Here is a 23,366-nt window from a genome sequence, read left to right on the forward strand (position 1 = left end):
CGGTGGGGATGACACCGAGCGTAAGGAATATGGCGCCGTGGCGGCTGACAATGATCCGCAGATTTCTGCCAACCAGCGCGAAGGCGAGACGGCACCTGGCCGGCTAGTTGAACACGTCCTGCCGGTACTGCCCCTGCGCCACCATCGCCGCAAGCCGGTCGGACGCCGCGGCCTTGCTCATGCCGCCCTGCTGCGCGGCGATCTCGATCAGCGTGCGGCGCACCGCCGGCGCCATCAGCCGGCCATCGCCGCACACGTAGATCGTGGCGCCGTCCTGCAGCATCGCCCACACGGTTTCGCGATCGCGCCATAGCAGATGCTGCACATAGCGCTGGTCCGGCGCGCCGGCGGTGGAATAGGCGGCATGCGCCTGCACCACGCCCCCGGCCTGCCAGCGCGCCACATCGTCGCGGTAGAGCCAGTCGTGCTCCGGATGGCGGCAGCCGTAGTAGAGACGGCTGGCTGCCACCGCCTGGCCAGCTGCCATTTGCGCCGCGCGCTCTTCCAGGAATCCGCGGAACGGCGCGATGCCGGTGCCTGGCCCGACCAGGATCATCGGCCGCGCCGGATCGGGATCGGGCGCGAAGGCCGGATTGGGCGTACGGATCGCCGCCGCCACCACGGCGCCCGGCGCGAGTCCCTGCAGCCAGGTGGATGCCACGCCGCGGAACAGGCCGCGGCCCGACAATGCCGCCGACAACACCATGCCGACGGTGATCGTCGCCACGTCGGGCGATACCGCCGGCGACGAGGCGATAGAGTAGAAGCGCGGGCGCATCGGCACCGTGCAGGCCAGCAAGCCCGGCAGCGTCAGCGCGATCGCGGGATGGCTCACCAGCACGTCCACCAGCCCCAGCCGCTGCGCGGCGACGCGCGCGGCGTAGCCGTCTTCCGCATGGTCCGACCCGAGCCGTTCCAGCGCCGCGCGCGTGAACGGGCAGCGCGTGTATTGCACCAGCGTGCGCAGCGTCTGGCGCGACACCACGTCCTGCAGTTCGATGAAATGTGTCAGCAGCGCGCGCAAGGGCAGCGCCTCCTCCAGCGGCAGGCCGCGCGCGGCGGATGCATGCGCGGCGGACAGCGTCACCATGGCCTCCGGATCGAGATCGAGCCGCTCGCACAGGTCGCGTACGGTGGCCGGATGGTTCTGCGGATAGACCGCGAGATGATCGCCGGTGGCATAGCTCGCGCCTTCGGGCAGGCGCAGCCGGATATCGCGCGTGGAAGTGCGCGGCGCTTCCTGCGCAAAGTCCCACAGGCCGGCAGGATCGTTCACCAGTTCGGTGTTGGCCAGCACCGTGAAGGCCTGCGTCGACGGCGGCAGCGTGCCGGCGCGGATCGTGGCGATATCGCGCAGGCGCACTTCGATGTGGCTCGCGCCCGCCGCATCGGGCGCCGCGCCCTGCTCCACACGCAGCGCCTGCAGCGATTGCCACAGCCCGGCGAGCCACGACTCCGCCGCCTGGTCGAAATCGCCGTTGCCGTCGGCTTCACCGCGCGCGAGCAATGGCGTGGCGCCGGCAGCGCCGAAGAAGTCGTGCAGGCGTTTGGGGAATGCCTGATAGGTGGCCCACTGCGAATTGCCGCAGCCGAGCACGGCAAAGCGCAGGTCTCCGGCGCGATAGTTATCCACAGCCGCGCCGTCGAGCATGGCCTCGAAGCGCCGCGCCGAATCGGGCGCGCGGCCATTGTAGGTGGCCGCCACGATCACCGCCAGGCCTTCGGCGGGCAGCGCGCCAATCGCGTCATCCAGGTCGCGCAGCGTGGCATGGAAGCCGGCCGCCAGCGCACCGGCGTGGATCTGCTCGGCCAGTTCGCGCGCGGTGCCCAGGCTCGACCCGCACAGTACGGCAAGGGCCTGGCCATTGCCCCGCACCGCCGGGCGTTGCGACTGGACGCTGGCCGCGCCGGCCGCCGCGGCGGCGGCGATGCGCTCATGCGGTCGGCGCCTGCGCGCCCTCAACGTGAACGCATCCGGCTTCAGGGTCAGCGTTTCCTTGATGCGGAACTGGTAGTCGTGCGGATCGCTGAACTGGAAGTTGCGCAGCATCAGCGCCAGCGCCAGCTTGGCCTCGGTGAGCGCGAACTGGCGCCCGATGCAGGCGCGCTCGCCATTGCCGAACGGCTTGTAGGCGTGCGGATGGAGCCTGGCTTCGTGCTCCGGCAGGAAGCGGTCGATGTCGAAGCGTTCGGGATCGGCCCACACCTTGGGGTCGCGGTGCAGCGCGGTGAGCACCACCGAAACGCGGCGGTTCTTGTGGATCAGGTAGCGCCCCCCGATCACGGTGTCCTCGAACGGCGCCACCGCAAAAGCGGGCGCGGTGGGCCACAGGCGCAGTGTTTCCTTGAGCACGCGGTCGATCACCTGGAGCCTGGCAAGGTCGGCATAGACCGGCGGTGCATCTCCCGGCAGCACGGCATCCACTTCGGCATAGGCCTGCGCCAGCACGCCGGGATTACGCAGCAGTTCGTACAGCGCGAAGGTCAGCAAGCCGCTGGTGGTCTCGTGCCCTGCGATCAGGAAGGTGATGACCTGATTGCGGATATTCACATCGTCCAGGCGCTGGTCGGTGTCGGGATCGCGCGCGTCCAGCATCAGGTTGAGCAGGTCGTGCGCCGGCGGCTGGCCGGCATCCTTCCCGGCCGCGGCGCGGCGTTGCCTCACCACCTCGTCCACCAGCTCGCGCATGTAGCGGATGTCCTCGGCGAACTTGCGGTGCGCCGCGTGCATGAACTTGTCCTGCAGCGCGAAGCGGGTCAGCTTGCCCATGGCCTCTTCCAGCGCGCCGACCATCGCATCGATAAAGGGGTGGAGCTGCTCGCGCGAGAATGAATCGAAGTCATAGCCGAAACCCGACAGCGCGATGGTGTCCAGCGTGAGCCGGGTCATGTCGTCGGCGATCGCGATGTCGGTGTCGGCGCCCTGGCGGTCCCATTTGTCGACCAGGCGGTTGGCCACGCGCAGCATCACGTCGAAGTAGCCTTTCATCGCGCGCTGGCTGAACGCCGGCATCAGGATGCGGTGGGCGCGTCCCCAGTTCTCTTCCTCCCCGTGCGCGGTGAACAGGCCGTCGCCTGCCAGGTCGCGCAGGTAGGACAGCGGCGGCCCGACGATCTTGCGAAAGCGCTGCCCGTCCGACAGCTCGCCCGCCAGCGCGGCATCGCTGACGAACGCCACGCGGCGCCCGGCGAAATCAAGTTCGAAGATGCCACCGAAATGGCGGCTGCGTGCCAGCAGATGCTGCGCGACCTTGCCGGGCGTGACTTGCAGCAGGTTGCCGACCAGCGGCCAGCCGGCGTCGCACGGAATCGGCGCGAGGGCGGACACGGCCGGCGCGGCGGACAGGGTTGCGGCGGGCACGGCGGGAGCGGAGTCGCGCTGCATGGTCGGTTCACCTGGTGGTAGTCGGCGAGCGGATCGCCAGGATTGGGCCAAGGGGCACGCGGCCGCCTTGTGTCTCTTGTTCGTTATTTTCTTGCGGGGTGCATCGCTGCCCCCGCAAGTCGGCGTAGACATTCGTCTACTTTTGCAGCAAAGTAGACGAATGTAGACCGAGTGTCAATTCCAAACCGAAGCATGACCACGCCGGGGTATCCCGGCATTAACTTTTTGGCTGTGACCATGGAAGACGTTGCCGGCGGCAAACGCAAACTGATCGACGCGGCGCTGCGCCTGGCCGCGGCCAGGCGCAGCTTCGCCGGCCTGGGCCTGCGCGAACTGGCGCGCGAGGCGGGGCTCAACCCCAACACGTTCTATCGCCACTTCCGCGATATGGAAGACCTGGCGCTGACCGCGGTGGCCGAGGTCAGCAACGAGTTGCGGCCCATGCTGCGCGCGGTGCGCTGGGCCGTGGCGCGCGACAATCCCGGCGAAGTCGCCACGCGTGCCTGCGACGCATTCTTCGCCTACGCCGACGCCCACCCCGACGCCTTCTTTGTCGGTGTGTGCGGCAGCACCGGCCCCCAACCCGCGCTGCGCGACGCGGTGCGCCAGTTGCTGGCGGACATCGCCGCCGAAATGGCGGAAGACATCGAGCGGCTGGCGTTGTGCCCCGGGCTGTCCCGCCCGGTCATCGACGACCTGTGCGGCTACGTGGTGTCCTACCTGTTCCACTTGTCGACGGATTATCTCGAAGACAGCGCCAAGGGCCGGCGCCAGCGCATCCAGCAATCCAGGCAGTTGATCGGCTGGCTGCTGCGCGGCGCCGCCGAACAGCAGCGGGCGCAAGAGCGCGAGCAAAGCCAGGCACAACCGGCACCCGCCCCGGCGCGCAAACGCAAGCCGCCGGAGCGCCGGCCGCACTGAACGCCGCAAGCCTCCACACCGAGTCCTGACCACCGAGCGAGGAGCCCGATGAGCCTGCAGAACCTGTTGCTGTCTTACGGATTGAGAAAGCGCCTGAAGCGCGGCGCGCCGCCGGCGCAGATCGACGTGGCCGGCACCCGCCGCGCGATGGCGCAGTTCGGGCAGAACGCGCGCGTGCCGGCGGGCTGGCGCATCGAACGCTCCGAGGCGGCCGCGTTGCCGGGCGAATGGACGCGCCGCGATGGCGCCGCCGCGCACGCCGATGTCCCCACGCTGTTCTACCTGCACGGCGGCGGCTACTACTTCTGCACGCCGCAGACGCACCGTCCGCTGACGCTGGCACTGGCGCGCGGGACCGGCATGCCGGTGTTCTCGCTGGACTACCGGCTGGCGCCCGAGCATCCCTTCCCCGCCGCGCTGGACGATGCCGTCGATGCCTACTCGGCGCTGCTCGCACTCGGTATTGCGCCACGCAACATCGTGATTGCCGGCGATTCCGCCGGCGGCGGGCTGGCGCTGGCGACGTTGCTCGCGCTACAGGCGCGCGGCACGGCGCTGCCCGCGGGGGCGCTGCTCTTCTCGCCGTGGACGGACCTGGCGGCTACCGGCGAAACCTTGCGCAGCAACGAGCGCCACGACGTCATGTTCCACGGTGAGTCGATCGCCCGCGCTGCGCGCCTGTACCTGGGCGACACCGCCGCCACCGACCCGCTGGTCTCGCCCCTCTACGCCGACCCGGCCGCGCTGGCGGCGCTGCCGCCGCTCTATGTGCAGGCCAGCGACAAGGAAGTGCTGCTCGACGATTCGCGCCGGCTGGTGGAACGCGCCAGGGCGGCCGGCGGCGCGGCCGAGCTGCACGTCTGGCACGGCGTGCCGCATGTCTGGCAGCTCTACCATCCCTTCCTGCCGGAAGCGCGGCGCGCACTGGCGGACGCGGCCGCGTTCGCGAACCGCGTCACGAAGCGCCACCAATAAGGGGGCGGCGGGATACGCGGGCGCGGGGACGGGTACGCGCGGCGAATGCGCGATGTGACGTGGCGTTGGCGCTCAGTCCACGACTTTGCCGCGCTGTGCCTTGACCTGGCTGCGCTGGCTCTTGCCTTCCAGGCGCCGCATCTTGGACCCGTAGGTTGGCCGCGTGGGACGGCGCGCGCGCGGCGGCGTGGCCACGCTGCGCACCAGGTCGTGCAAACGCTGCACGGCTTCCTCGCGGTTCATCTCCAGGCTGCGGTGCTGTTGCGCCTTGATCACCACCACGCCGTCGCGCGTGATGCGGTGATCGTGAAGCTGCAGCAGCCGCGCCTTGTGCCCCTCTTCCAGAGACGATGCGCGAACATCGAAACGCAGGTGAACCGCGTTGGAGACCTTGTTGATGTTCTGCCCGCCGGCGCCTTGCGCGCGGATCGCGGTGATTTCGTATTCGGTGTGGGGGATGAGGATATCGGGCAGCATGCGACGGATGATATCAAGGACCCGGCCCCGTGCGTTGGCTCGCCGGATGTACCAGCAGCAGGCTTGTCATCGCCTTGAGCACGCAGCCGATGCCGGCCGGTTTTTCCAGGCGCGGTTGAGCGGGAATAACAGACCATCGCACGCTACCGCTCCCAGGAGGGTGGCAATGCCGGACGGGGAACGGTCGCCTAGAACAACAGGCCGAACATCATCTTGAGCAGCGCTTCCAACGGCATCATGGTCAGCGCCAGCGGCAGGACCGGCAAAAGGGTGGCCACGGCGACCTGCATGACGGATTCTCGCGTAATCGGGGCAATGCGCATCGTCCGCACAACGTCGAAGCTGTTGCCCAGATCCGCGAGGGACTGGATATCGCCGCTACCCACAAGCGATTCATCGGGAGCGGCTCCTCCGCGTAGCCACTTGGCATCGAACTCGCGTACGTAGCGCTCCGCCAGCGTGCCGTATTCACGCAGGCCCGTGCGCTTCGCCTCCGCCAGCTGAGGCGAAAACACCAGCAACGGGCCAAGTACAAGGCACAGCAGGAAAATGACCATGACCGCGATCTGTACCTTGTACTCAGGCAGCGTGGCCCCGAGATAGAAGATGCGGTTGGCGAGTTGCCCAGCCAGCAGCACGCCGTGCGCCATGGCAAGCAGCGCGAAGGCATGGACCGCCTGGGCGAGAAATCCCAGGCCGCCGACGCGGTCCGGATGCATGGGAATCAGGATCAACTTGATGCGTGACACCTGCCAGAGAAAACGGATCCAGACAAGGAGCCTGAAGTACCAGCGACACAACAGGAACTGGAAGACAGGCAGGCTCACGTAGCCATACCACATGCCGGCAAGCGAGAGTCTCGAGCCTTCGGCGGACGATGTCACGTACCATGTGGCGGCGTCGAGCGCCGTGTAGTGCCGCCAGATGACGAGGATGCCGACGCCATACACGATGCCGATCAGGAGCAACTCGGTGAGCACGGAATTCCGCAGCCGGAACGCCGACGCGATAGCCGCCTCGAATCGCATCGAGGCGTTTTCGGGAATCAGCTTGCGCTCTATGAACAGCCTCGCCACCGGCCGCATGCGAAGGTGCACCACCAGCTCTGAAGCGATCAACAGCGGCATCACCAGCAGGAAGCGCGCATGCGCTTCGATGTCCAGCAGAAAAGGCAAGGTCACTCGGCCGCCCAGCAGCTGTCCCTCAGCCGCTGACAGCACCAGGAGCGGTAGCCAGGCGAACAAGGACATGACGATGATGCGCTGGTGCACCAGCTGCAACGCGTCATCGGCCAGGTGTGCCTTACGCAGAAGCTGGAAGAGTGGCCCGCCCAGGACGAGCGAGAAGTCTTGCGTAGTCAGGGGCGAATCCCGGGCGGCGCCGGGCTCCGAGACGCGAGCGTTCATTGTTGGCCTCTCCACGCCGAGAGCAGTTCCCCGGAAATCCCCGGCAGCGTTCCTGCCTAGTCTTCGACCATCACCGTGATCCGGCCCTCTCTGATTGCACTGAGGAACGCCCGATAGTCGCTTCGGTTCTGGGAGGCATACTCGGTCGCAAATTCGCCCACAGCGTCGTCGAAGGATTGCCCGGAACCCATGTATCCGGCGATCACCGCGGCATCGCCGGAGCGGGCATGCGCGCGAGCCAGGGCATGCGCGCACATCCGCGCGTATTGCCGCAACAACCCTGTATCCCAGTCCTCGATAACCGCGGACAACTTCATGTCGCGAAGCTGGCGGACATAGAATTCGCGGCCGTTCACGCCTCGGGTCCATCCAAGGAACACATCGCTGGCCGACTGCATGAGGCGCTGTCCCACGATGACGCGCTGGCCATGATTGGCGTGCAGGCTCTTGCCCGCATAGGGCTCGAGCACGGAGGCCTTCGCCTCCTTCACTTGCAGGAACAGCGGGTCATTGTCCGCCGCCATGAACAGTCCCACTGCGCACATCGTGCCAACGCTTCCCACGCCGACGACCTTGAGGGCCAGGTCGACGTAGTGGAAGCGGTCGAACAATGTCCGGACATGCTCGGGCAAGCTCTCCCGATACGAGGCAATGGCTTCCGTGTACCCTGCCCCGAGACCGGGAGCCTGTTCTTCCGTCGGATGGAAAATCAGGGGGGGTTCATCCTTGATCCTGGGCTTGACCCCTTCCTCCGAGACGAGCTTCGGATACAGATGGTCAGGCACCGTCTTGCGCCGCTCCGATTCGAGCCGCTCCTCCAAGCGCTTGCGAGTCGCCGCCACGACAGCCGGATTGCCCGTCCGGTCTTCATACTTTTGCAGGTCGATCCTGTTGTACCAGACGTCGAGCGCCCGCATCCCGGCGAAATTGTCCATCCGCTCGCGGTATTCGCGCACGAGATCCGTGGCCACGCGTCCCGCGTCGCTGCGGGGCAGCTCCAGATGTTGCGCCGCCACGACCACGCTGGCTGCAAGCCGCTTCAGGTCCCACTCGAAAGGGGCCGGCAGTGTCTCGTCGAGATCGTTGACGTCGAAAATCACGTTGCGCTCGGGCGTCGCGAAGCCGCCGAAGTTCATCAGGTGCGCATCGCCGCACGCCTGCACCCGGATCCCGCTCGTCGGGGTGCTGGCAAGGTCGGCTGCCATCAGTACGGCCGCGCCGCGATAGAACGCGAATGGCGAAGCCGCCATGCGCCCGAAGCGGATCGGGGTCAGGCTCAGGATGCGGCCCTCATTGGATTCGATCAGGAGTTCAATCGGGTCGCGGCGATCCTTGGGCGCCGTCCATCCAGCATGCGATGCGCGCGGCACCGTGTCGCGCAGTGCCCGCCCTTCGGTGGCGCGATCATCGGCCGACAAGTAACGCGTCCCGGTTTGAGGTGCGGCACTCTCGCTCTTTCCCTTCCTATTCTTGGACATGTGGCACTCCCCATTTTCAGGTTTGCGCCAGCCGCTCCGTGCTCAAGCCAGGGCCGGAGGATGAGGCAAGTCTCCATGCCCGGTCTTGCAGCGAAGCGGCGGACGCGCCTTACTGCTGCTTGCCTCCCTTGATGTTGCCCGCGACACCGCCAGCGACAGCGCCTACCGCGGCACCGGTCCAGGCGCTCCCGCCCGCGATGGCGGCGATGCCTGCGCCGGCCAACGCGCCCACGCCCGCGCCCGACATCGTCCCTTGTTGTTGCGGCGTCATGTTCGTGCACCCGACAATGCCGACTAGGGCAAGCGTTGCACCGATCAGTCCGAGTGATTTCATGCGTTTCACCTACTTGTTGCGCTGAAGTCCGGGAACGACCATTTCGAACCAGATCGTTTCGATAACCGGCCGCTGAAGCCGATCGGAATGCGTGGCGTACCACCGATCCAGTCCTTCCCGCACCGTTTCGAGTGTCTGGCCCTGCAGCCCCTTCGCCAGGCGAGGAATGACGCTTTGCGTGTCTGGTGGTGAATTGCCCACCTGAGCGCGATACGCGATATCAACCTGGATGACATTGGCGATGCCAATGAGGTAAGCCTTCTTCGCCTGCTCCGATGACTCGATCCAATGCTTGCCGGTGATCAGCGGGATTTCGTCGCCACGGGCAGGGCCCGATGCGATCACCAGCGTCGTGCACACCGCTGCCATCACAGTGCGGAAATTCAGATGCATGATCATCCTGTTCTCCTCAGGAATCCGCAAATCAAAGGTACCGTGGTGGTGGCATTCAATACCCGCTAAACACGCACAAGCCATCGCTTCGCGCGGCCCTGGCTGTACGCCGACAAGGCCAATGGCACTCCGCAATCCCGCGAAGGCATTTCAGACTGCCTTGATCGGGAATCCACCGGATTTCGATATCTCTGTGAAAGATTAGGAGACAGACGGGGGGGCGGGTTGATCCAGGTCAACGGGATGGCAGCGCCGGCCGCCCGCCGGACGGCATGCAGGCGCCTCAGGACATCTGCCGCGCCAGTTTTGTGATCTGGCACATGATCTCTGGCTTGCACATCATCGGTGCGAGCGCCTATCGTTACTTACGTGCAGACCACCGCATTTCGAGTAGCTGGAACCGAATTTCGGACCATTTCCCGCCGCTGAAGAGTTGCATCAAGCACGTGGTCAGTGCCGAGTCAGCCAGGTCGAAATGCGGGGCGAGCGGCCAGCGCCTGCCATGCACAAGATCGCTCTGCAACCGCCAGGGGCCGGCCATGGGAAAACATCTCCATATCACCACCTACATCGTCATCGCGATGGTACTTGGCGGCGTGGTCGGCTACGCCTGCAATATTGCCTTCCCGGATCCCAAGGCCGCGAAGGACGTTGCCGGCTATTTCTCGATCATCACCGATGTCTTCCTGCGACTAATCAAGATGATCATCGCCCCGCTGGTCTTCTCCACGCTGGTGATGGGCATCGCCCATATGGGGGATGCCAGCACTGTGGGGCGCGTCGGCGTCAAGGCGATGGGTTGGTTCATCACCGCATCGCTCGTCTCGCTGACCCTCGGCCTGATCATGGCAACGATGCTGCAACCGGGCCACAACCTCGGACTGCCGTTGCCCGAGGTTGGCACCGCCACCAGCCTCAAAACCAATGCCTTCACACTGAAGGACTTCGTCATCCACCTGGTTCCCCGCTCGGCGGCGGAGGCCATGGCAAACAACGAAATCCTGCAGATCCTGGTCTTCTCGATCTTCTTCGGGACCGCGCTGTCGACGCTTGGCGAAAAGGGCAAGCGCATGGCCGGCGTCATCGAGGATCTGGTCCAGGTGATGCTGAAGATCACGAGTGCGGTGATGTGGCTGGCGCCGGCGGCCGTGTTTGCCGCCATCGCGTCGACGATCACCACGCAAGGCCTGGCGATCCTCGTGACGTTTGCCAAGTTCATGGGCGGCTTCTACTTGTCATTGCTGGTGCTGTGGTCACTGCTCGTCCTGGCGGGGATCGCGTTCCTGGGCAAGCGGGCCCTGGTGCTGGTCCGCCTGATTCGCGAGCCGTTCCTGCTGGCATTCTCGACCGCAAGCTCGGAAGCCGCCTATCCCAAGCTGCTGGAAGCCCTCGACAAATTCGGTGTCGACCGCAAGATCTCGAGTTTTGTGCTGCCAATGGGCTACTCCTTCAACCTGGACGGTTCGATGATGTACTGCACGTTCGCCGTACTGTTCATCTCGCAGGCCTATGACATCCACCTGCCCTTGGGCACCCAGATCACCATGCTTTTGCTGCTGATGCTGACCTCGAAAGGCATGGCCGGCGTGCCGCGCGCATCGCTGGTGGTCATCGCGGCCACGCTGAACCAGTTCAGTCTGCCAGAGGCCGGCCTGCTGCTGATCATGGGGGTGGACCAATTCCTGGACATGGGCCGCTCGGCCACCAACGCGGTGGGAAATTCGATTGCGGCAGCCGTGGTGGCCAAATGGGAAGGTCAGTTGTCGAGCGGACCCACGCTGGACGAGGGAGGCGAAAGCGATACCGCCGACGGGGCGGTGCCCTTGCACAAGCCAGACGCCGCGCAAGCATAGGCGGCGCGGCGCGCGACACCCAGGACCGACGCATGCACTCCCAACAAGCACGCCGGCGAGCCCGGCCCGTCCATATGGTGCTGCGGATCTCGATGGCCATGTGCCTGGCGGCAGCCGCCGCCTCCATCGGGGCGCAGGAGCCTTTCGCGCTGTCCGGAACTTTGAAGAAGGCAAGGGAAACGGGTGCTCTCATCATCGGCTACCGGGAATCCTCATTGCCGTTTTCCTACCTGAACCAGATCGGCAGGCCGATCGGGTATTCAATCGACATCTGCGCGTCGATCGTCGAGGCCGCGGGGGAAGAGGTCGGCCGCGACCTGACGATCAAGTGGGTGCCGGTGACGTCCGAGAGCCGCTTCGATGCGATTGTTTCCGGCAAGATCGATCTCGAGTGCGGCTCCACGACACGCAACGCCGAGCGGCAGCAGCGCGTCGCGTTCTCGCCCGTGATCTTCCTGGCGGGGACCAAACTGATGGTGCCGCACGGTTCGCCGATCAAGTCGTTCCGCGACCTGAAGGGCAAGACGGTGGTTGCTACGGCTGGCACGACCAACGTGGACGCCATCGAGCAATTGTCCACGCGCTTCAATCTCGGCCTGAAGATCATCCGCGCTCGCGACCATGCCGACGCTTTCGAGGTCCTGCGGCATCGCGGCGCCGACGCCTATGCGGGCGACGATATTCTGCTGTATGGCTTCCTGGCCAAGTACGGCACGCGCAGCCAGTACGACGTTACCCGCGAGTTTCTCTCCTACGACCCCTACGGCATCATGCTGCGCAAGGGCGACCCGGAATTCGCCGCCGTCGTCGACAAGGCCGTGCGCAAGCTGAGCACGTCTGGCGAACTCGACCGCCTGTACAAGCAGTGGTTCCTGAACCGGTTGCCGACCGGTGAGCGGCTGGGCATTCCAATGAGCGAACAACTGGAGGAGATCATCAAGGCGGCGCCAGAGCCGACGGAATAGCAATGCGGTGAGGGCCAGGATTCCCGGCCGGATCGATCGATTGCACTCGTGCCCAAGCGAGGCGCGCGGAAACAGCCGATCGCACAGGGCCTTGGCGGTTCGTTTGGCGCGCTAGCACAGAACTGGAGACGATGATCGATGAGGTTCAGCGTGCGACTACCACAATCATTCCTATGCATGCTGAACCGACAACGTAGGCCCGCTGCGCGGGGTTAACGGTGCGTAGCTGTCCATATTCGCCGGTTGCCGGACCGCAATCTGACCCCTGCCAGCAACTTCATCACCACGTAGAACTACGGACCGTGAGACGATGGGCAGCGCCCCCCGTGCCAATATGACGTGCGGACCCGGAACAGCCCGATGATGCTATGAAATGGACGGGTCGTGACGCATGGCCCCGTCTTTGTCGAAGTGCTTCTGTGACTCTCTTCTCCGCCAGCAGCAGAATATAGTTCGGAACTTTTGCATCGATCAAAAGTGCGCCCCAGGCAATCCCGGAATTCCCGTTGAATAACTTCCTTCGGCATATTGTGGCCCTTGGCGATTCGTTCAATTGCCTCGGCCACGGACGAAGGGCGCGCGAGGCAACCGTCTCCAGGACCAAGGACGCCTGTTGGCGGATATCCCAGTGCAACTCCGTTTGACTGAGGCATGATTAGCTTTCAACGGCATCAGTGCCATCTGCCTCACGACAGGATCATGATGACCACCATGCCCGAGATCGTCAGCAGTGTATTGCCGACGGCATAGGGCACCGTGTACCCCAACCCAGGGACCTGGCTCTTGGCGCCATCGCAGATCATGCCCAGCGCTGCCGTGGTGGCACGCGCGCCTGCGCAGGCGCCGAGCAGGATCGCCGGGTGGAAGCGGAACACGAACTTGGCGAGGAGCATGCTAACGGCCAGCGGGATCGAGGTCGCAAGGATGCCCCACAGGAGAAGGCTGATGCCAAGCTTCTGCAAGCCGGCGATGAAACCCGGGCCCGCGGAGATGCCCACCACAGCGATGAAGACGTTGAGGCCGACCGAACTCATGAACCAGATCGTCGGCTCGGGGATGCGGCCGAACGTCGGGTGTATCGCCCGGAACCATCCGAAAATGATGCCCGCAATCAGCGTACCGCCTGCGGTGGAGATGGTTAGCGGAATACCGCCGACCTTCAACACGCTTGCACCGATCAGCGCACCGGCCATGATCGCCAGTGACATCAAAGCCACATCCGTCACGTTGGTTGGCCGGTCGACGTAGCCCAGATGCGTTGCGGTGGCGTTGATATCCTGGATACGGCCCACCAGCGTGATCACGTCGCCGCGATAGAGTTTCGTTTTCGGCAGCACCGGTATCACGGTTTCAGTCGGACCCCGCTTGATATTCTTGAGAAACACGCCACGTGCCCACGGCCAAGTTGCCAACTCCTTCAGTGAATGGTCATCGACCTCCTTGTTCGTGATGTAGATGTCGACGCCCTCTGTCTGCACATTGAGCAGTTCCGCATCGTCGACTTCCCTGCTGCTAGGACCCAAGCGTTCGATCAACTGATTGCGCTTACCGCCGATGGCGACAATATCGCCGGGCGCGAGGCTCGTGTTCAGGTGCGCCTCGATGATCTTGCCATCCCTGCGAATGCGTTCGATAAAGGCGCGATGTCCTTCCGGGGTGCTGGCCTCGATGTCCCCGACCGCCCTGCCGATAAAAGGACTGTCCGGCGCCAATGAATAGGCACGCAATTCGAACTCATGCCATTCCGTGCCAACTTCTCCCGACTCTCCCGCACCAAGTTGTCGCTCGTAATCCCTGCAAGCGGCTACCAGATCAATGCCCAGCAGCTTCGGGCCGATCTGGGCCAGGATGATCGCCGAACCCACGGTGCCGAAGATGTAAGTCACAGCGTAGGCAATCGGCATGCCTTCCAGCAGTTTCCTGGCCTCATCCGGCGGCAGCCCGAGCCGGTTGATCGCGTCAGTGGCAAGCCCCATCGATGCGGAAATCGTTTGCGACCCGGCGAAAAGCCCCGCCGCCGAACCCAGGTCGTATCCCGCCAGGATTGCCGCTCCGACCACCGCCGTCAGTGACAGCACGCAAGAGATCACTGCGAAGATAACCTGCGGTATCCCGTCCTTGGCGATGCCTCGCACGAACTGCGGTCCGACGCTATAGCCCACGGCGAACAGGAACATCAGGAAGAACACAGCTTTCACATTGACCGAGATCTTGACGCCCAGGGTCCCGATGACAATGGCTACGAGCAACGTTGAGGTTACCGCTCCCAGGCTGAAGCCCCTGAAGCTCTTCCCGCCCACCCAGTAACCGACCCCCAACGCAAGGAAAATGGCGATCTCAGGATAGGCTTTTAGCGTTGACACGAACCAGGACATGGCTACGGCTCCCGTTTGCTGCCAAACACGCGTTTTCAGGCATCGCGCTCGTCTTGGTTAAGCTAGCCCATACCGGCACTTGAACATTGATCCATGACAAGGAGCGGAGCGCGACCTCATCTATTGTGGAGTTGATCCGTCGCCTGTGCGCGTGAGAGACAGTCATACATGCGTGTTCTCGGGCGAAAACAATCTCCCACCGGACAAATCGGCCGATGGGTTAATCACTGCGAGAGGTGAATAATGGCCGCCAATCCGGATAAGGTTACTGCTTACGACGAGTTCAATATCAAGATCCCGGAGGATCACTTTCCTAAGTTGGGAATTTCCGCACGCGCCGCTGCGGCGCTCGTGGTCAGCGAGGAATGGACCGATGCGAACCCGATGCTGAACATGTCGTCCTTCGTGACGACCTGGGCCGAGCCAGAAGCCAGGGAGGTTGCCGCTCGAAACATCTTCAAGAACTATATCGATCACGATATGTATCCGCAGGTCTTCGAGATGGAGCAGCGGATGGTGCGCTGGCTGCACCAACTCTGGAACGGGCCCAAGGGCGTGGAGCCATATGGCACTGCAACAGTGGGCTCATCGGAAGCCTGCATGCTGGCTGGCCTGGCACACAAGTGGAACTGGCGGCAAAGGCGTCAGGCGGAGGGCAAAGATGTTTCGCGCCCTAATATGGTGACGGGTGGCAACGTTCAGATCGTCTGGAAGAAATTCCTGCGCTACTTCGATGTGGAACCGCGTATCGTGCCGCTCAAGCCGGGAAACTATCGGCTGACCGCCGAGGATCTCGACAGCTATGTAGACGAGAACACCATTGCCGTCGTCGCCATCGCCGGACAAACCTTTACCGGGGAAGATGACGACATCCAGGCGATTCACGACTGGCTGGATGACTATGAGAAGCGCACCGGAACTTCCGTCCCGATGCATATTGACGGCGCTTCCGGCGGCTTTGTGAACCCCTTCCTTTATCCCGACTACAAGTGGGACTTCAGCCTGCCACGCGTGTTATCCATCAATGCGTCCGGACATAAATACGGCCTGACGCCTCCCGGTCTGGGTTGGGTGATTTTCCGGGAGCGCAAGATTTTCAACGAGGATCTGGTGTTCTACGTGAATTACCTTGGCGGCGAAATGCCAACAGCCACGCTCAATTTCAGCCGCAACGCCTTTCAGGTTGCGGTGCAGTACTACCTGTTCCTGCATCTTGGCTTCGACGGCTACAAGAGAATCATGACGCACACGCTGGACAATGCGATCGCGCTGCGGAAGGTGCTGGTCGATAGTGGGTACTTCGACATCATGAACGAGACGCAACGTATCCCCGTGGTCGCAGTGACGCTGAACAAGAAGATCAAGAATTTCAACGAATTCGATGTCTCAAACAAGGTCCGCGAGCATGGCTGGGTTCTCTCCGCGTATTCCATGCCACCGAATGCCGAGACCGTGACCAGTCTTCGGGTTGTCATCCGGCCACATATCAATCAGACGGTGGCGATGTTGCTGGCAAACGATATTGTCAAAGCCTGTCAATACCTTGAGACGCACGGTGGTAACGCGACTCCTCCCGAACTCCATGCGAAAGAGAAGACCACTCAGGTCAAATGCTAGTTGTCAGCGCAATGTCCGGGCAAGCGTATTTGATTTGGCATGCCCGGGTATCGCCCCGTCTCATAGAGTAGGCCGGAGGCTCCGGCCGATTACTGGTGGGTGGTCCCCGTTGGATCCCGCCCGTATCCCCAGACGCGGCTTCAGGCCGGTGGATAACACCATCGCATGCCAGAACTCTTGCGTTGCGCGGTGCAATATTCTGGGCGATATGCCATGAGTCGACCGGATATGTCGAAGTTCGCAAACCTCTCGCCCTTTGAACTCAAGGACGAGCTGATCAAGCTGGCGGGCAGCGTTTCGAACCGGCTGATGCTCAACGCCGGGCGTGGCAATCCGAACTTCCTTGCAACGGTTCCACGCCACGGCTTTTGGCAGCTTGGGCTGTTTGCCATGATTGAATCGGAACGGTCATTTTCGTATCTCGCGGAAGGCGTCGGCGGCTTTCCCCGGCGCGCTGGCATTGCGGAGCGCTTCGATCTCTTCGCGCGCTATTACCGCGACGCCCCAGGAGTCAAGTTCCTGACCGGCGCCATCTCCTTCGTGCGCGACCAGCTTGGGCTGGATGGCGGAGATTTCCTCTATGAAATGTGCGAGGGCATCCTGGCTTGCAACTATCCGGTACCGGATCGCATGCTCAGGCTCAGCGAGAAAATCGTCTGCCGTGGCAGCAACTGCAAGGTGGAATCTTGGTGCGCCCGGCTGGGATCGAACCAGCAACCCCTGCCTTCGGAGGGCAGTACTCTATCCATTGAGCTACGGGCGCACAGGGTATGACGGGGTACTTCGCAGGCAGCGCGCGAGTGCCGCTGCCGGAAAGTCGCATAGGATACCGTGTTTGTCCGCGGACGTCCATGTCCGGCTCAATCAGGGTGGCGTGGTGACGTCTCTTCCAAGCCGCTTTTGCCTCATGCCATAGGCCTTTGAGGCTATAATCGCGAGTTATTTGTGTAAAAACGGGGCTGCGCAACGTCCACATCAGGTCGGTGGATGGCGGTGGCATACCCCGCTGGCTGGCCCCTTTGGGGACAGTTGACGCCGGATAACAGTCCGATGCACGCAATTGGCCAGGGGGAATTGGCCACCGAGCAAGCGGCCACATAAGCAGCCGATCGCGAGCGGCCACAGGTTTCCTGCAAATTGAGAGTTGAGTATGAGCGACGTCCACAACGCACACGACGAACACGAGTCTCCCATCAAGACCCCCAAGCAGCTGATCGCTGTGGTGATTGCCGCCTTCCTGGTGCCAATCATCGTGATCATCCTGCTGGTCAATTTTGTCGGACACGGCGCCAAGGAAGGCGCGGGCTCCACCGCTACCGTGGAAGCCGTCAATGACCGCATCAAGCCGGTCGCCTCGCTCGAACTGAAGGATCCGAATGCAGCGCGCGTCTATAAGACGGGCGAACAGGTCTACAAGGAAGTCTGCGCCGCCTGCCACGCCACCGGTGCTGCCGGTGCGCCCAAGTACGGCACCGCCGGCGACTGGGCTCCGCGTATCGGCCAGGGCTTCACCGGCCTGCTGAACTCCGTGCTGCACGGCAAGGGCGCCATGCAAGCCCGCGCCGGCACCACCGCCGACGATTACAGCGACTACGAACTGGGCCGTGCCGTGGTCTACATGGCCGACGCCGGCGGTGCCAAGTTCCCGGAGCCCGCAGCGCCCGCTGCTGCCGCTCCGGCTACCGCCGCTGCCTCGGATGCCGCTGCCGCGCCTGCCGCAGCAGCAGCCCCGGCAGCTCCCGCTGCTGCTGCCGCACCGGCTGCTGCTGCAGCGCCGGCTTCCGCCGAAGTGGGCAAGAAGGTCTACGACCAGGTCTGCGCCGCCTGCCACGCCGCCGGTGTTGCCGGCGCGCCGAAGCTGGGCGACAAGGCTGCCTGGGCGCCGCGCCTGAAGGAAGGCATGGACGCCGTTCACGCCTTCGCCCTGAAGGGCAAGGGCGTGATGCCGCCGAAGGGCGGCTACGCCGGCCCGGACGCCGACGTGATCGCAGCGGTCGACTACATGGCCAACGCGTCGAAGTAACCGGCCGGAAATCATCCCGGGGCCACCACGGCGCAAGCGGTGGAACGGACCCGGAGAACAAAAAGCCCGCGGCTCGCCGCGGGCTTTTTGTTTGCCTGCTGCCGGGCGTCAGTGGCTCAGACCACGCGCGAGTAGCGCAGTGGCGCCGGCAGCGGCGTACCTGCATCGGCGCCCGGGGTTCCCGCTGGTGCCACTGCCGGCACCGCGTCCGCAGCCCGCCGCGCGTCTTCACGCAGGAAGCCGTCGAAGACCATCGCCAGCCGGCGCACCAGCAAGCGGCCCAGCGGGGTCACTTCGATGCGGCCGGGCTCGCATCGCACAAGGCCTTCCCCGGCGAGCCGCCCCAGGTCCGCCATCTCGCCAGCGAAGTGCGCGGCAAAGTCGATGCGATGCCGGGCTTCCACCGCTGCAATATCGAGCACGCCGTTGCACATCAACGCACCGATGACTTCACGCCGCAAGTGATCCTCATCGCGCATGGCGAAGCCGCGCATCACCGGCAGCACGCCGCCGTCGAGCACGCGGTAATAATCGTCCAGCGTGCGCGCGTTCTGTACATAGCGGCCCGCCACCGCACCGATCGACGAGACGCCAAATCCAAGCTGGTCATGGCCGGCGTGGGTGGAATAGCCCTGAAAGTTGCGCTGCAGCCGGCCCTCGCGCTGGGCCACGGCCAGCGCGTCGTCCGGCAGCGCGAAATGATCCATGCCGATATAGACATAGCCCGCGGCGGTGAGCTGTTCGATGGTGCCGACCAGGATGTCGAGTTTTTCAGCGGGCGCCGGCAGCGCGCGCTCGTCGATGCGCCGCTGGGGCTTGAACACGTGCGGCAGGTGCGCATAGCTGTACACGGAGAGCCGGTCCGGGCGCATCGCCAGCACTTGCTCCACGGTGGCGGCGAAGCGCGCCGTGGTCTGGTGCGGCAGGCCGTAGATCAGGTCCATGCTGACCGAGCGGAAGCCGAGCCGGCGCGCGGCGTCGACCACTGCCCGGGTTTCGGCCTGCGATTGCACGCGGTGGATCGCTTGCTGCACCTCGGCGTCGAAATCCTGCACGCCCAGGCTGATGCGGTTGAAGCCGAGTTCGGCCAGCAGCGCCATCTGCGCGTCGCCGATCCGGCGCGGGTCGATCTCAATGGAGTGTTCGCCCTCGGGCAGCAGGTTGAAATGCTGGTGCAAGGCATCCATCACGCGGCGCATCTCCGCCGGGTCGAGGAAGGTCGGCGTACCGCCGCCCCAGTGCGATTGCACCACCTCGCGCCGCGCGCCGAGTTGTTGCGCTACCAGCGCCATCTCGCGCGCCAGGTAATCCACATAGCGGGCGCTGCGGCGATGGTCTTTGGTAATGATCTTGTTGCAGCCGCAGTAGTAGCAGATGTTCTCGCAAAACGGCACATGCACATAGAGCGACAAGGGCGGCTGCCGGCCGGCATCCACGCCAGCGCTGGCCGCGCAATCGGCCAGTGCTTGCCGGTAGTCCTGCTCGCCAAAACCGCCATGGAAGCGGTCCGCCGTGGGGTAGGAGGTGTAGCGCGGGCCGTTGATGTCCATGCGGCCGGCCAGCTCGCGGAAGTCCGACAAGGCATGCCGGTCCGGGGCCGAGGCGGCCCGGCCCAGTTGCTTGCTCTTGCAGGCGGCGCCGCAATTGCCGGAGCAGGTGTTCGGCGGACTGGCAATGGAAACGGGGACGGATGCGGTGGCGCGGGCGAGATCAGCCATGGGGCGGCCTTCGTGGTGGATTGGATGGCTCATCGTAGTGGGGGCCGCTCCTGCGCGCGTTGACCGGCGTCAAGTCGTGGCCCATGGCACCAGGGCCCTTGGCCGGCCACCAGCGGCCAGGCCGTCACCAGCGTGCGCCGCGTCATGCTAGCGTCACCTGGACCGGATAGGCTGCCCCGCGCTTGCCGGCTTTCCATCCACCAGCTCAATCCGTCCCTTCGGCCCCCATGCACGCTTCTCCCCTGATTGCGCAGGCGCATTGCGCGCCACAAATGCCGCGCCGCCGCCTGCTGGCCGCCCTCGGCAGCGCTCTGCTGGCGCCCGCCACGTTACTGGCGCAGTCACCCCCGCGACGCCCGCTGGTGATTGGCCACCTGGTGGATCGCGGCGGCGCGCAGGCCGATCTCGCGCGCGACTACCTGGCCGGCGCCAAGGTCATGTTCGACGCGGCCAACGCCGGCGCGCGCGAGCCGCGCGTGGTGCACGTGGTGCGGGAAGTCGAAACCGATCCGCGTGCGGCCACCGCGCAGGCGCTGTCGCTGGTCGACGGCGAGCGCGCCGAACTCCTGTTCGGTCCCAGCGACGCCTTGTTGCCGGTGCTGGCCGCCTCTCCCGAGCTGGCCCGGCGCGGCGTGCAGATCGTCGCGCCCTTATCGGGGCTGTCGCTCGCGGCCGATCATGTCTGGTACACGCGGGCCGACTACCGCGCCGAACTGGATGCGGCGATTCACCAGTTGCGCAGCTACGGGCTCAAGCAGCTGGTGTTGGCCGTGGCGCCGGATTTCGCTGCAGGAAGCCTGGCCGCAGGCACGCCGTGGCGGCGCCGGCTGGAGCAGGAGCCGGGCCTGCAAGCGCTGACGCTGGAAGCCGGCAAGGGCAGCGACAGCGGCGCGGCGGCGTCGCGCATCGCCGCGGCGCGCCCGGCGGCGGTGATCATGGCCGGCGACACGCTGGCCTACGGCAATCTCGGCCGTGCGCTGGCCGCGCGGGGGTGGTACGGCTTCCTAGTGGGCTTGTCCGCGGTCAACCCGCTGGCGGCGCGCGAGATCCTCGGCGCCGGCTATAACGGCGGCATCGTGCTGACGCAGATTGCGCCGGGTCCGCAGGACCTGACCCTGCGCGTGGTCAAGGAGCACGTGGGCCGGATGAAGCAGTTCCTGGACGAGCCCGCTTCACCCGCCACGCTGGCTGGCTACATCGGCGCGGCCTGGCTGGTGCGGGCTGCGTTGTCCGCGCCGCGCGCCGCCACGCCGGCCGACCTGCGGCGTGCCCTGCAGGCCCGCGTCGATGTGGGCGATTTCGTGCTGGATTTCACGCACGGATCGCGCGGCTCTCAATACGTGCAGCTCGCGGCGATGGGCAGCGGAACGGCCCGCTGAATGGTAGCGGCCGCGCACTAGCTGCCGCTCAGGCTCGCGGCAGCACGATCCGCACGCGCAGCCCGCCCTCCGGCCGGTTGGCCAGGCTCAGTTCGCCACCGTGGCGCGAGACGATATCCGCGGCGATCGACAGGCCCATGCCGACCCCGCCGGTGGCGCGGTTGCGCGAGGATTCGAGCCGGTAGAACGGCTCCAGCACGCGCGCCATTTCTTCCGGCGGAATGCCGGGGCCGTCGTCGCAGACGTCGATGACCACGCGCTCGGCGCTGTCGGCCAGCGCGATGCGCGCGCTGCCGCCGTAGCGGTGCGCGTTTTCCACCAGGTTGACCACGGCCCGGCGCAATTCGGCGGGATAGGCCAGCAAAGGCTCGGCGCCGCCGGACAGGCTGACGTCCTGTCCAATCTCCGTGGCGTCGTCCACCACCGCCTGCAACAGGGCATGCACATCCACCCGCTGGCGCGGCGCGGCGGCGCCGTCGCGCTCGCGCAGGTAATACAGCGTGGCATCGATCAGCCCGTTCATCTCGGCGAGGTCCTGGCGCAGGCGATAGCGCACCTGATTGTCGTCGACCCCTTCGATACGCAGGCTCATGCGTGTCAGCGGCGTGCGCAGGTCGTGGGACACCGCGGCCAGGAAACGCGATTGCTGCGCCAGCTGGGTGCGGATGCGCTGCTGCATATGGTTGAAGGCCTTGGCGGCGTCGCGGGCCTCGGCCGGGCCGCTGTCCTCATCCAGCGGCGGCGCGTGCACGTCCTGGGCCAGCCGGCCGGCGCTGCTGGCAAGGCGCTGGACGGGCCTGGCCAGCAGGCGCGCTCCCACCCACGACGCAGCCACGATGGCCGCAAGCTGGAACAGCAGCCCCAGCCGGGGCGGGCCAAAGCCACGGCTGCCGCGCGGCCGGCGTGGCGGCGGCGGACCGCCTTCGCTGCTGCCCGTGCCCGCTTCGGCGCCGGACGGGGGGACTCCCCCGCGGCCCGGTTCGCCCGGCGGTGGGGGCGGAGGCTCGTCGCCGGGGACGAAAGTGAATCCGCTGTGCCCGGGGTGAGGAAAGATGCTCTCGATGACCGTGACGCCGAGCAGGTGCACGGCCAGCATGATCGCCGCCATCACCAGGAACAGGCGGATGAACATGGAGTCATGGCGGGCCACCCAGGCCGGGCGCTCAGCCTTCGGCGGTGCCGGTAAAGACATAGCCTTCGCCTCGGACGGTACGGATCAGCGCCGGGTCGCGCGGGTCGTCGCGCAGCTTCTGGCGCAGGCGCGAGACCAGCAGGTCGATGCTGCGGTCGAAGACATCAAGATCGCGGCCACGCGCCTGGTTGATCAGCAGTTCGCGGTCGAGCACGCGGTTCGGGTGTTCGATAAAGGCCAGCAGCAGGCGGAACTCGGCATTGGACAAGGGCACCACGGTGTCCTCGCCGTCCACCAGTTGCCGCAGCGTGGTATTGAGGCGCCAGTGGCCGAAACGCAGCTCATGGCCGCCCACCGCCGGGGGGCGTTTCACGCCGCCGCCACGGCTGCGGCGCAGTACGGTGTGGATGCGCGCCACCAGTTCGCGCATCTCGAAGGGCTTGGTGACGTAGTCGTCGGCGCCCACTTCCAGCCCGACCACGCGGTCGGCCAGTTCGGTGCGCGCGGTGAGCATGATTACCGGCAAGTCGCCGCGCTCGCGGATTTCGCGGCAAAGCGCCAGGCCGTTTTCGCCGGGCAGGGAGAGGTCGAGCACCACCAGGTCGTAGTCGCGCACGGCCAGCGCGGCGCGCATGGCGGCACCACCCTCCGCGCCATCGGCTTCGATGCCGAAGGTGGCCAGGTACTCGGCCAGCATGGAGCGGATCTGCGGATCGTCGTCGACGATCAGCAAGTGCAAGGGCGTAGCGGGGGAAAGATCCATCGGGTTTCGCAGGAGGCTATTGCGGCGGTTTGCAGCGGAGTTCGCGGCAGGTTTGCGTCGAATCGGGGGGGAACCGGGCTCGGCCGGGCAGCGGCCGCCGCCAGGGATTCACTCTACCAGCCCGGCGTTGCGCCCTGATAGGCGCGTTGTGGCCGCTTTGTATCAGGCACGA

Annotated in this window: 17 protein-coding genes, 1 tRNA gene and 1 pseudogene; 8 read left to right on the plus strand and 11 right to left on the minus strand. The window is 65.3% G+C overall.

Going from position 1 to position 23,366, the window contains the following annotated elements:
- Window positions 1-103: 103 nt before the first annotated feature.
- The gene (locus AC1DKD_RS13825) at window positions 104-3,385 is read right to left on the minus strand and encodes a bifunctional cytochrome P450/NADPH--P450 reductase (protein ID WP_477102465.1); all 3,282 of its coding nucleotides are present in this window, start codon (window positions 3,383-3,385) and stop codon (window positions 104-106) included.
- Between the two features lie 237 nt (window positions 3,386-3,622).
- Here AC1DKD_RS13825 and AC1DKD_RS13830 point away from each other — a divergent pair, with 237 nt between their 5' ends.
- Window positions 3,623-4,306: a TetR family transcriptional regulator gene (locus AC1DKD_RS13830; RefSeq protein ID WP_441634500.1), complete on the plus strand. Its 684-nt coding sequence runs from the start codon at window positions 3,623-3,625 to the stop codon at window positions 4,304-4,306.
- Window positions 4,307-4,354: 48 nt separating this feature from the next.
- Window positions 4,355-5,281, plus strand: a complete 927-nt coding sequence (locus AC1DKD_RS13835) for an alpha/beta hydrolase fold domain-containing protein (RefSeq protein WP_441634502.1) — start codon at window positions 4,355-4,357, stop codon at window positions 5,279-5,281.
- 72 nt (window positions 5,282-5,353) lie between these two features.
- Here the strand turns inward: AC1DKD_RS13835 and arfB are convergent, their stop codons facing one another.
- The 5 genes from arfB to AC1DKD_RS13860 all read right to left on the minus strand — a co-directional run bounded on the left by arfB (window position 5,354) and on the right by AC1DKD_RS13860 (window position 9,375).
- Complete coding sequence (arfB, locus tag AC1DKD_RS13840) at window positions 5,354-5,758, minus strand: alternative ribosome rescue aminoacyl-tRNA hydrolase ArfB (protein WP_441634504.1); 405 nt, start codon at window positions 5,756-5,758, stop codon at window positions 5,354-5,356.
- Window positions 5,759-5,946: 188 nt separating this feature from the next.
- Window positions 5,947-7,164 (minus strand): hypothetical protein, encoded by a 1,218-nt coding sequence (locus AC1DKD_RS13845; protein ID WP_441634506.1) that lies wholly within the window; start codon window positions 7,162-7,164, stop codon window positions 5,947-5,949.
- A gap of 56 nt (window positions 7,165-7,220) precedes the next feature.
- Window positions 7,221-8,642: a DUF2252 domain-containing protein gene (locus tag AC1DKD_RS13850; protein WP_441634508.1), complete on the minus strand. Its 1,422-nt coding sequence runs from the start codon at window positions 8,640-8,642 to the stop codon at window positions 7,221-7,223.
- Window positions 8,643-8,751: 109 nt separating this feature from the next.
- The gene (locus tag AC1DKD_RS13855; protein WP_045242279.1) at window positions 8,752-8,976 is read right to left on the minus strand and encodes a hypothetical protein; all 225 of its coding nucleotides are present in this window, start codon (window positions 8,974-8,976) and stop codon (window positions 8,752-8,754) included.
- Between the two features lie 9 nt (window positions 8,977-8,985).
- The gene (locus tag AC1DKD_RS13860; protein ID WP_441634510.1) at window positions 8,986-9,375 is read right to left on the minus strand and encodes a hypothetical protein; all 390 of its coding nucleotides are present in this window, start codon (window positions 9,373-9,375) and stop codon (window positions 8,986-8,988) included.
- A gap of 533 nt (window positions 9,376-9,908) precedes the next feature.
- On the opposite strand from AC1DKD_RS13860, the gene AC1DKD_RS13865 reads away from it, so the two are divergent.
- Window positions 9,909-11,222: a dicarboxylate/amino acid:cation symporter gene (locus AC1DKD_RS13865; RefSeq protein ID WP_441634512.1), complete on the plus strand. Its 1,314-nt coding sequence runs from the start codon at window positions 9,909-9,911 to the stop codon at window positions 11,220-11,222.
- Between the two features lie 92 nt (window positions 11,223-11,314).
- Window positions 11,315-12,187 carry an amino acid ABC transporter substrate-binding protein gene (locus AC1DKD_RS13870; protein WP_441634526.1) on the plus strand — a complete coding sequence of 291 codons (873 nt, stop codon included), beginning with the start codon at window positions 11,315-11,317 and terminating at the stop codon, window positions 12,185-12,187.
- Window positions 12,188-12,873: 686 nt separating this feature from the next.
- Here AC1DKD_RS13870 and aspT read toward each other — a convergent pair.
- On the minus strand, window positions 12,874-14,562 hold the full coding sequence (gene aspT, locus AC1DKD_RS13875) for an aspartate-alanine antiporter (RefSeq protein ID WP_441634514.1): 1,689 nt from the start codon (window positions 14,560-14,562) through the stop codon (window positions 12,874-12,876).
- A 243-nt stretch (window positions 14,563-14,805) separates the two neighbouring features.
- On the opposite strand from aspT, the gene gad reads away from it, so the two are divergent.
- On the plus strand, window positions 14,806-16,179 hold the full coding sequence (gene gad / locus AC1DKD_RS13880) for a glutamate decarboxylase (protein WP_441634516.1): 1,374 nt from the start codon (window positions 14,806-14,808) through the stop codon (window positions 16,177-16,179).
- Window positions 16,180-16,392: 213 nt separating this feature from the next.
- Window positions 16,393-16,836, plus strand: a pseudogene (locus AC1DKD_RS13885) (bifunctional aspartate transaminase/aspartate 4-decarboxylase); the annotation flags it as partial.
- 30 nt (window positions 16,837-16,866) lie between these two features.
- Here AC1DKD_RS13885 and AC1DKD_RS13890 read toward each other — a convergent pair.
- Window positions 16,867-16,942 (minus strand) — tRNA-Arg (locus AC1DKD_RS13890).
- 387 nt (window positions 16,943-17,329) lie between these two features.
- On the opposite strand from AC1DKD_RS13890, the gene AC1DKD_RS13895 reads away from it, so the two are divergent.
- Entirely contained in the window at window positions 17,330-18,202 is an 873-nt protein-coding gene (locus tag AC1DKD_RS13895; RefSeq protein WP_441634518.1) for a c-type cytochrome, read from the plus strand.
- A gap of 116 nt (window positions 18,203-18,318) precedes the next feature.
- Here the strand turns inward: AC1DKD_RS13895 and hemN are convergent, their stop codons facing one another.
- Complete coding sequence (gene hemN / locus AC1DKD_RS13900; protein WP_441634528.1) at window positions 18,319-19,752, minus strand: oxygen-independent coproporphyrinogen III oxidase; 1,434 nt, start codon at window positions 19,750-19,752, stop codon at window positions 18,319-18,321.
- 395 nt (window positions 19,753-20,147) lie between these two features.
- Between hemN and AC1DKD_RS13905 the strand changes: the two genes are divergently transcribed.
- A complete protein-coding gene (locus tag AC1DKD_RS13905) occupies window positions 20,148-21,299 on the plus strand; it encodes an ABC transporter substrate-binding protein (RefSeq protein WP_441634520.1) in 1,152 nt (383 codons plus the stop codon).
- Between the two features lie 28 nt (window positions 21,300-21,327).
- Here AC1DKD_RS13905 and AC1DKD_RS13910 read toward each other — a convergent pair whose 3' ends face one another.
- Both AC1DKD_RS13910 and AC1DKD_RS13915 read right to left on the minus strand, forming a co-directional pair.
- Complete coding sequence (locus AC1DKD_RS13910; protein WP_477102464.1) at window positions 21,328-22,491, minus strand: ATP-binding protein; 1,164 nt, start codon at window positions 22,489-22,491, stop codon at window positions 21,328-21,330.
- Complete coding sequence (locus tag AC1DKD_RS13915) at window positions 22,463-23,194, minus strand: response regulator (RefSeq protein WP_441634524.1); 732 nt, start codon at window positions 23,192-23,194, stop codon at window positions 22,463-22,465. Before AC1DKD_RS13915 ends, AC1DKD_RS13910 begins: the two co-directional genes overlap by 29 nt.
- Between the last annotated feature and the right edge of the window lie 172 nt (window positions 23,195-23,366).

The sequence above is a fragment of the Cupriavidus sp. 05T313 genome, assembly GCF_056396665.1.

Coding starts and splice junctions, on each gene's coding strand:
- AC1DKD_RS13865 (WP_441634512.1), top strand. CDS start 9,909: ATGGGAAAACATCTCCATATCACCACCTACATCGTCATCGCGATGGTA.
- AC1DKD_RS13910 (WP_477102464.1), bottom strand. CDS start 22,491: ATGTCTTTACCGGCACCGCCGAAGGCTGAGCGCCCGGCCTGGGTGGCC.
- AC1DKD_RS13895 (WP_441634518.1), top strand. CDS start 17,330: ATGAGCGACGTCCACAACGCACACGACGAACACGAGTCTCCCATCAAG.
- hemN (WP_441634528.1), bottom strand. CDS start 19,752: ATGGACATCAACGGCCCGCGCTACACCTCCTACCCCACGGCGGACCGC.
- AC1DKD_RS13855 (WP_045242279.1), bottom strand. CDS start 8,976: ATGAAATCACTCGGACTGATCGGTGCAACGCTTGCCCTAGTCGGCATT.
- AC1DKD_RS13835 (WP_441634502.1), top strand. CDS start 4,355: ATGAGCCTGCAGAACCTGTTGCTGTCTTACGGATTGAGAAAGCGCCTG.
- AC1DKD_RS13850 (WP_441634508.1), bottom strand. CDS start 8,642: ATGTCCAAGAATAGGAAGGGAAAGAGCGAGAGTGCCGCACCTCAAACC.
- AC1DKD_RS13915 (WP_441634524.1), bottom strand. CDS start 23,194: ATGGATCTTTCCCCCGCTACGCCCTTGCACTTGCTGATCGTCGACGAC.
- AC1DKD_RS13870 (WP_441634526.1), top strand. CDS start 11,315: ATGGCCATGTGCCTGGCGGCAGCCGCCGCCTCCATCGGGGCGCAGGAG.
- AC1DKD_RS13830 (WP_441634500.1), top strand. CDS start 3,623: ATGGAAGACGTTGCCGGCGGCAAACGCAAACTGATCGACGCGGCGCTG.
- aspT (WP_441634514.1), bottom strand. CDS start 14,562: ATGTCCTGGTTCGTGTCAACGCTAAAAGCCTATCCTGAGATCGCCATT.
- AC1DKD_RS13825 (WP_477102465.1), bottom strand. CDS start 3,385: ATGCAGCGCGACTCCGCTCCCGCCGTGCCCGCCGCAACCCTGTCCGCC.
- arfB (WP_441634504.1), bottom strand. CDS start 5,758: ATGCTGCCCGATATCCTCATCCCCCACACCGAATACGAAATCACCGCG.
- AC1DKD_RS13905 (WP_441634520.1), top strand. CDS start 20,148: ATGCACGCTTCTCCCCTGATTGCGCAGGCGCATTGCGCGCCACAAATG.
- AC1DKD_RS13860 (WP_441634510.1), bottom strand. CDS start 9,375: ATGATCATGCATCTGAATTTCCGCACTGTGATGGCAGCGGTGTGCACG.
- gad (WP_441634516.1), top strand. CDS start 14,806: ATGGCCGCCAATCCGGATAAGGTTACTGCTTACGACGAGTTCAATATC.
- AC1DKD_RS13845 (WP_441634506.1), bottom strand. CDS start 7,164: ATGAACGCTCGCGTCTCGGAGCCCGGCGCCGCCCGGGATTCGCCCCTG.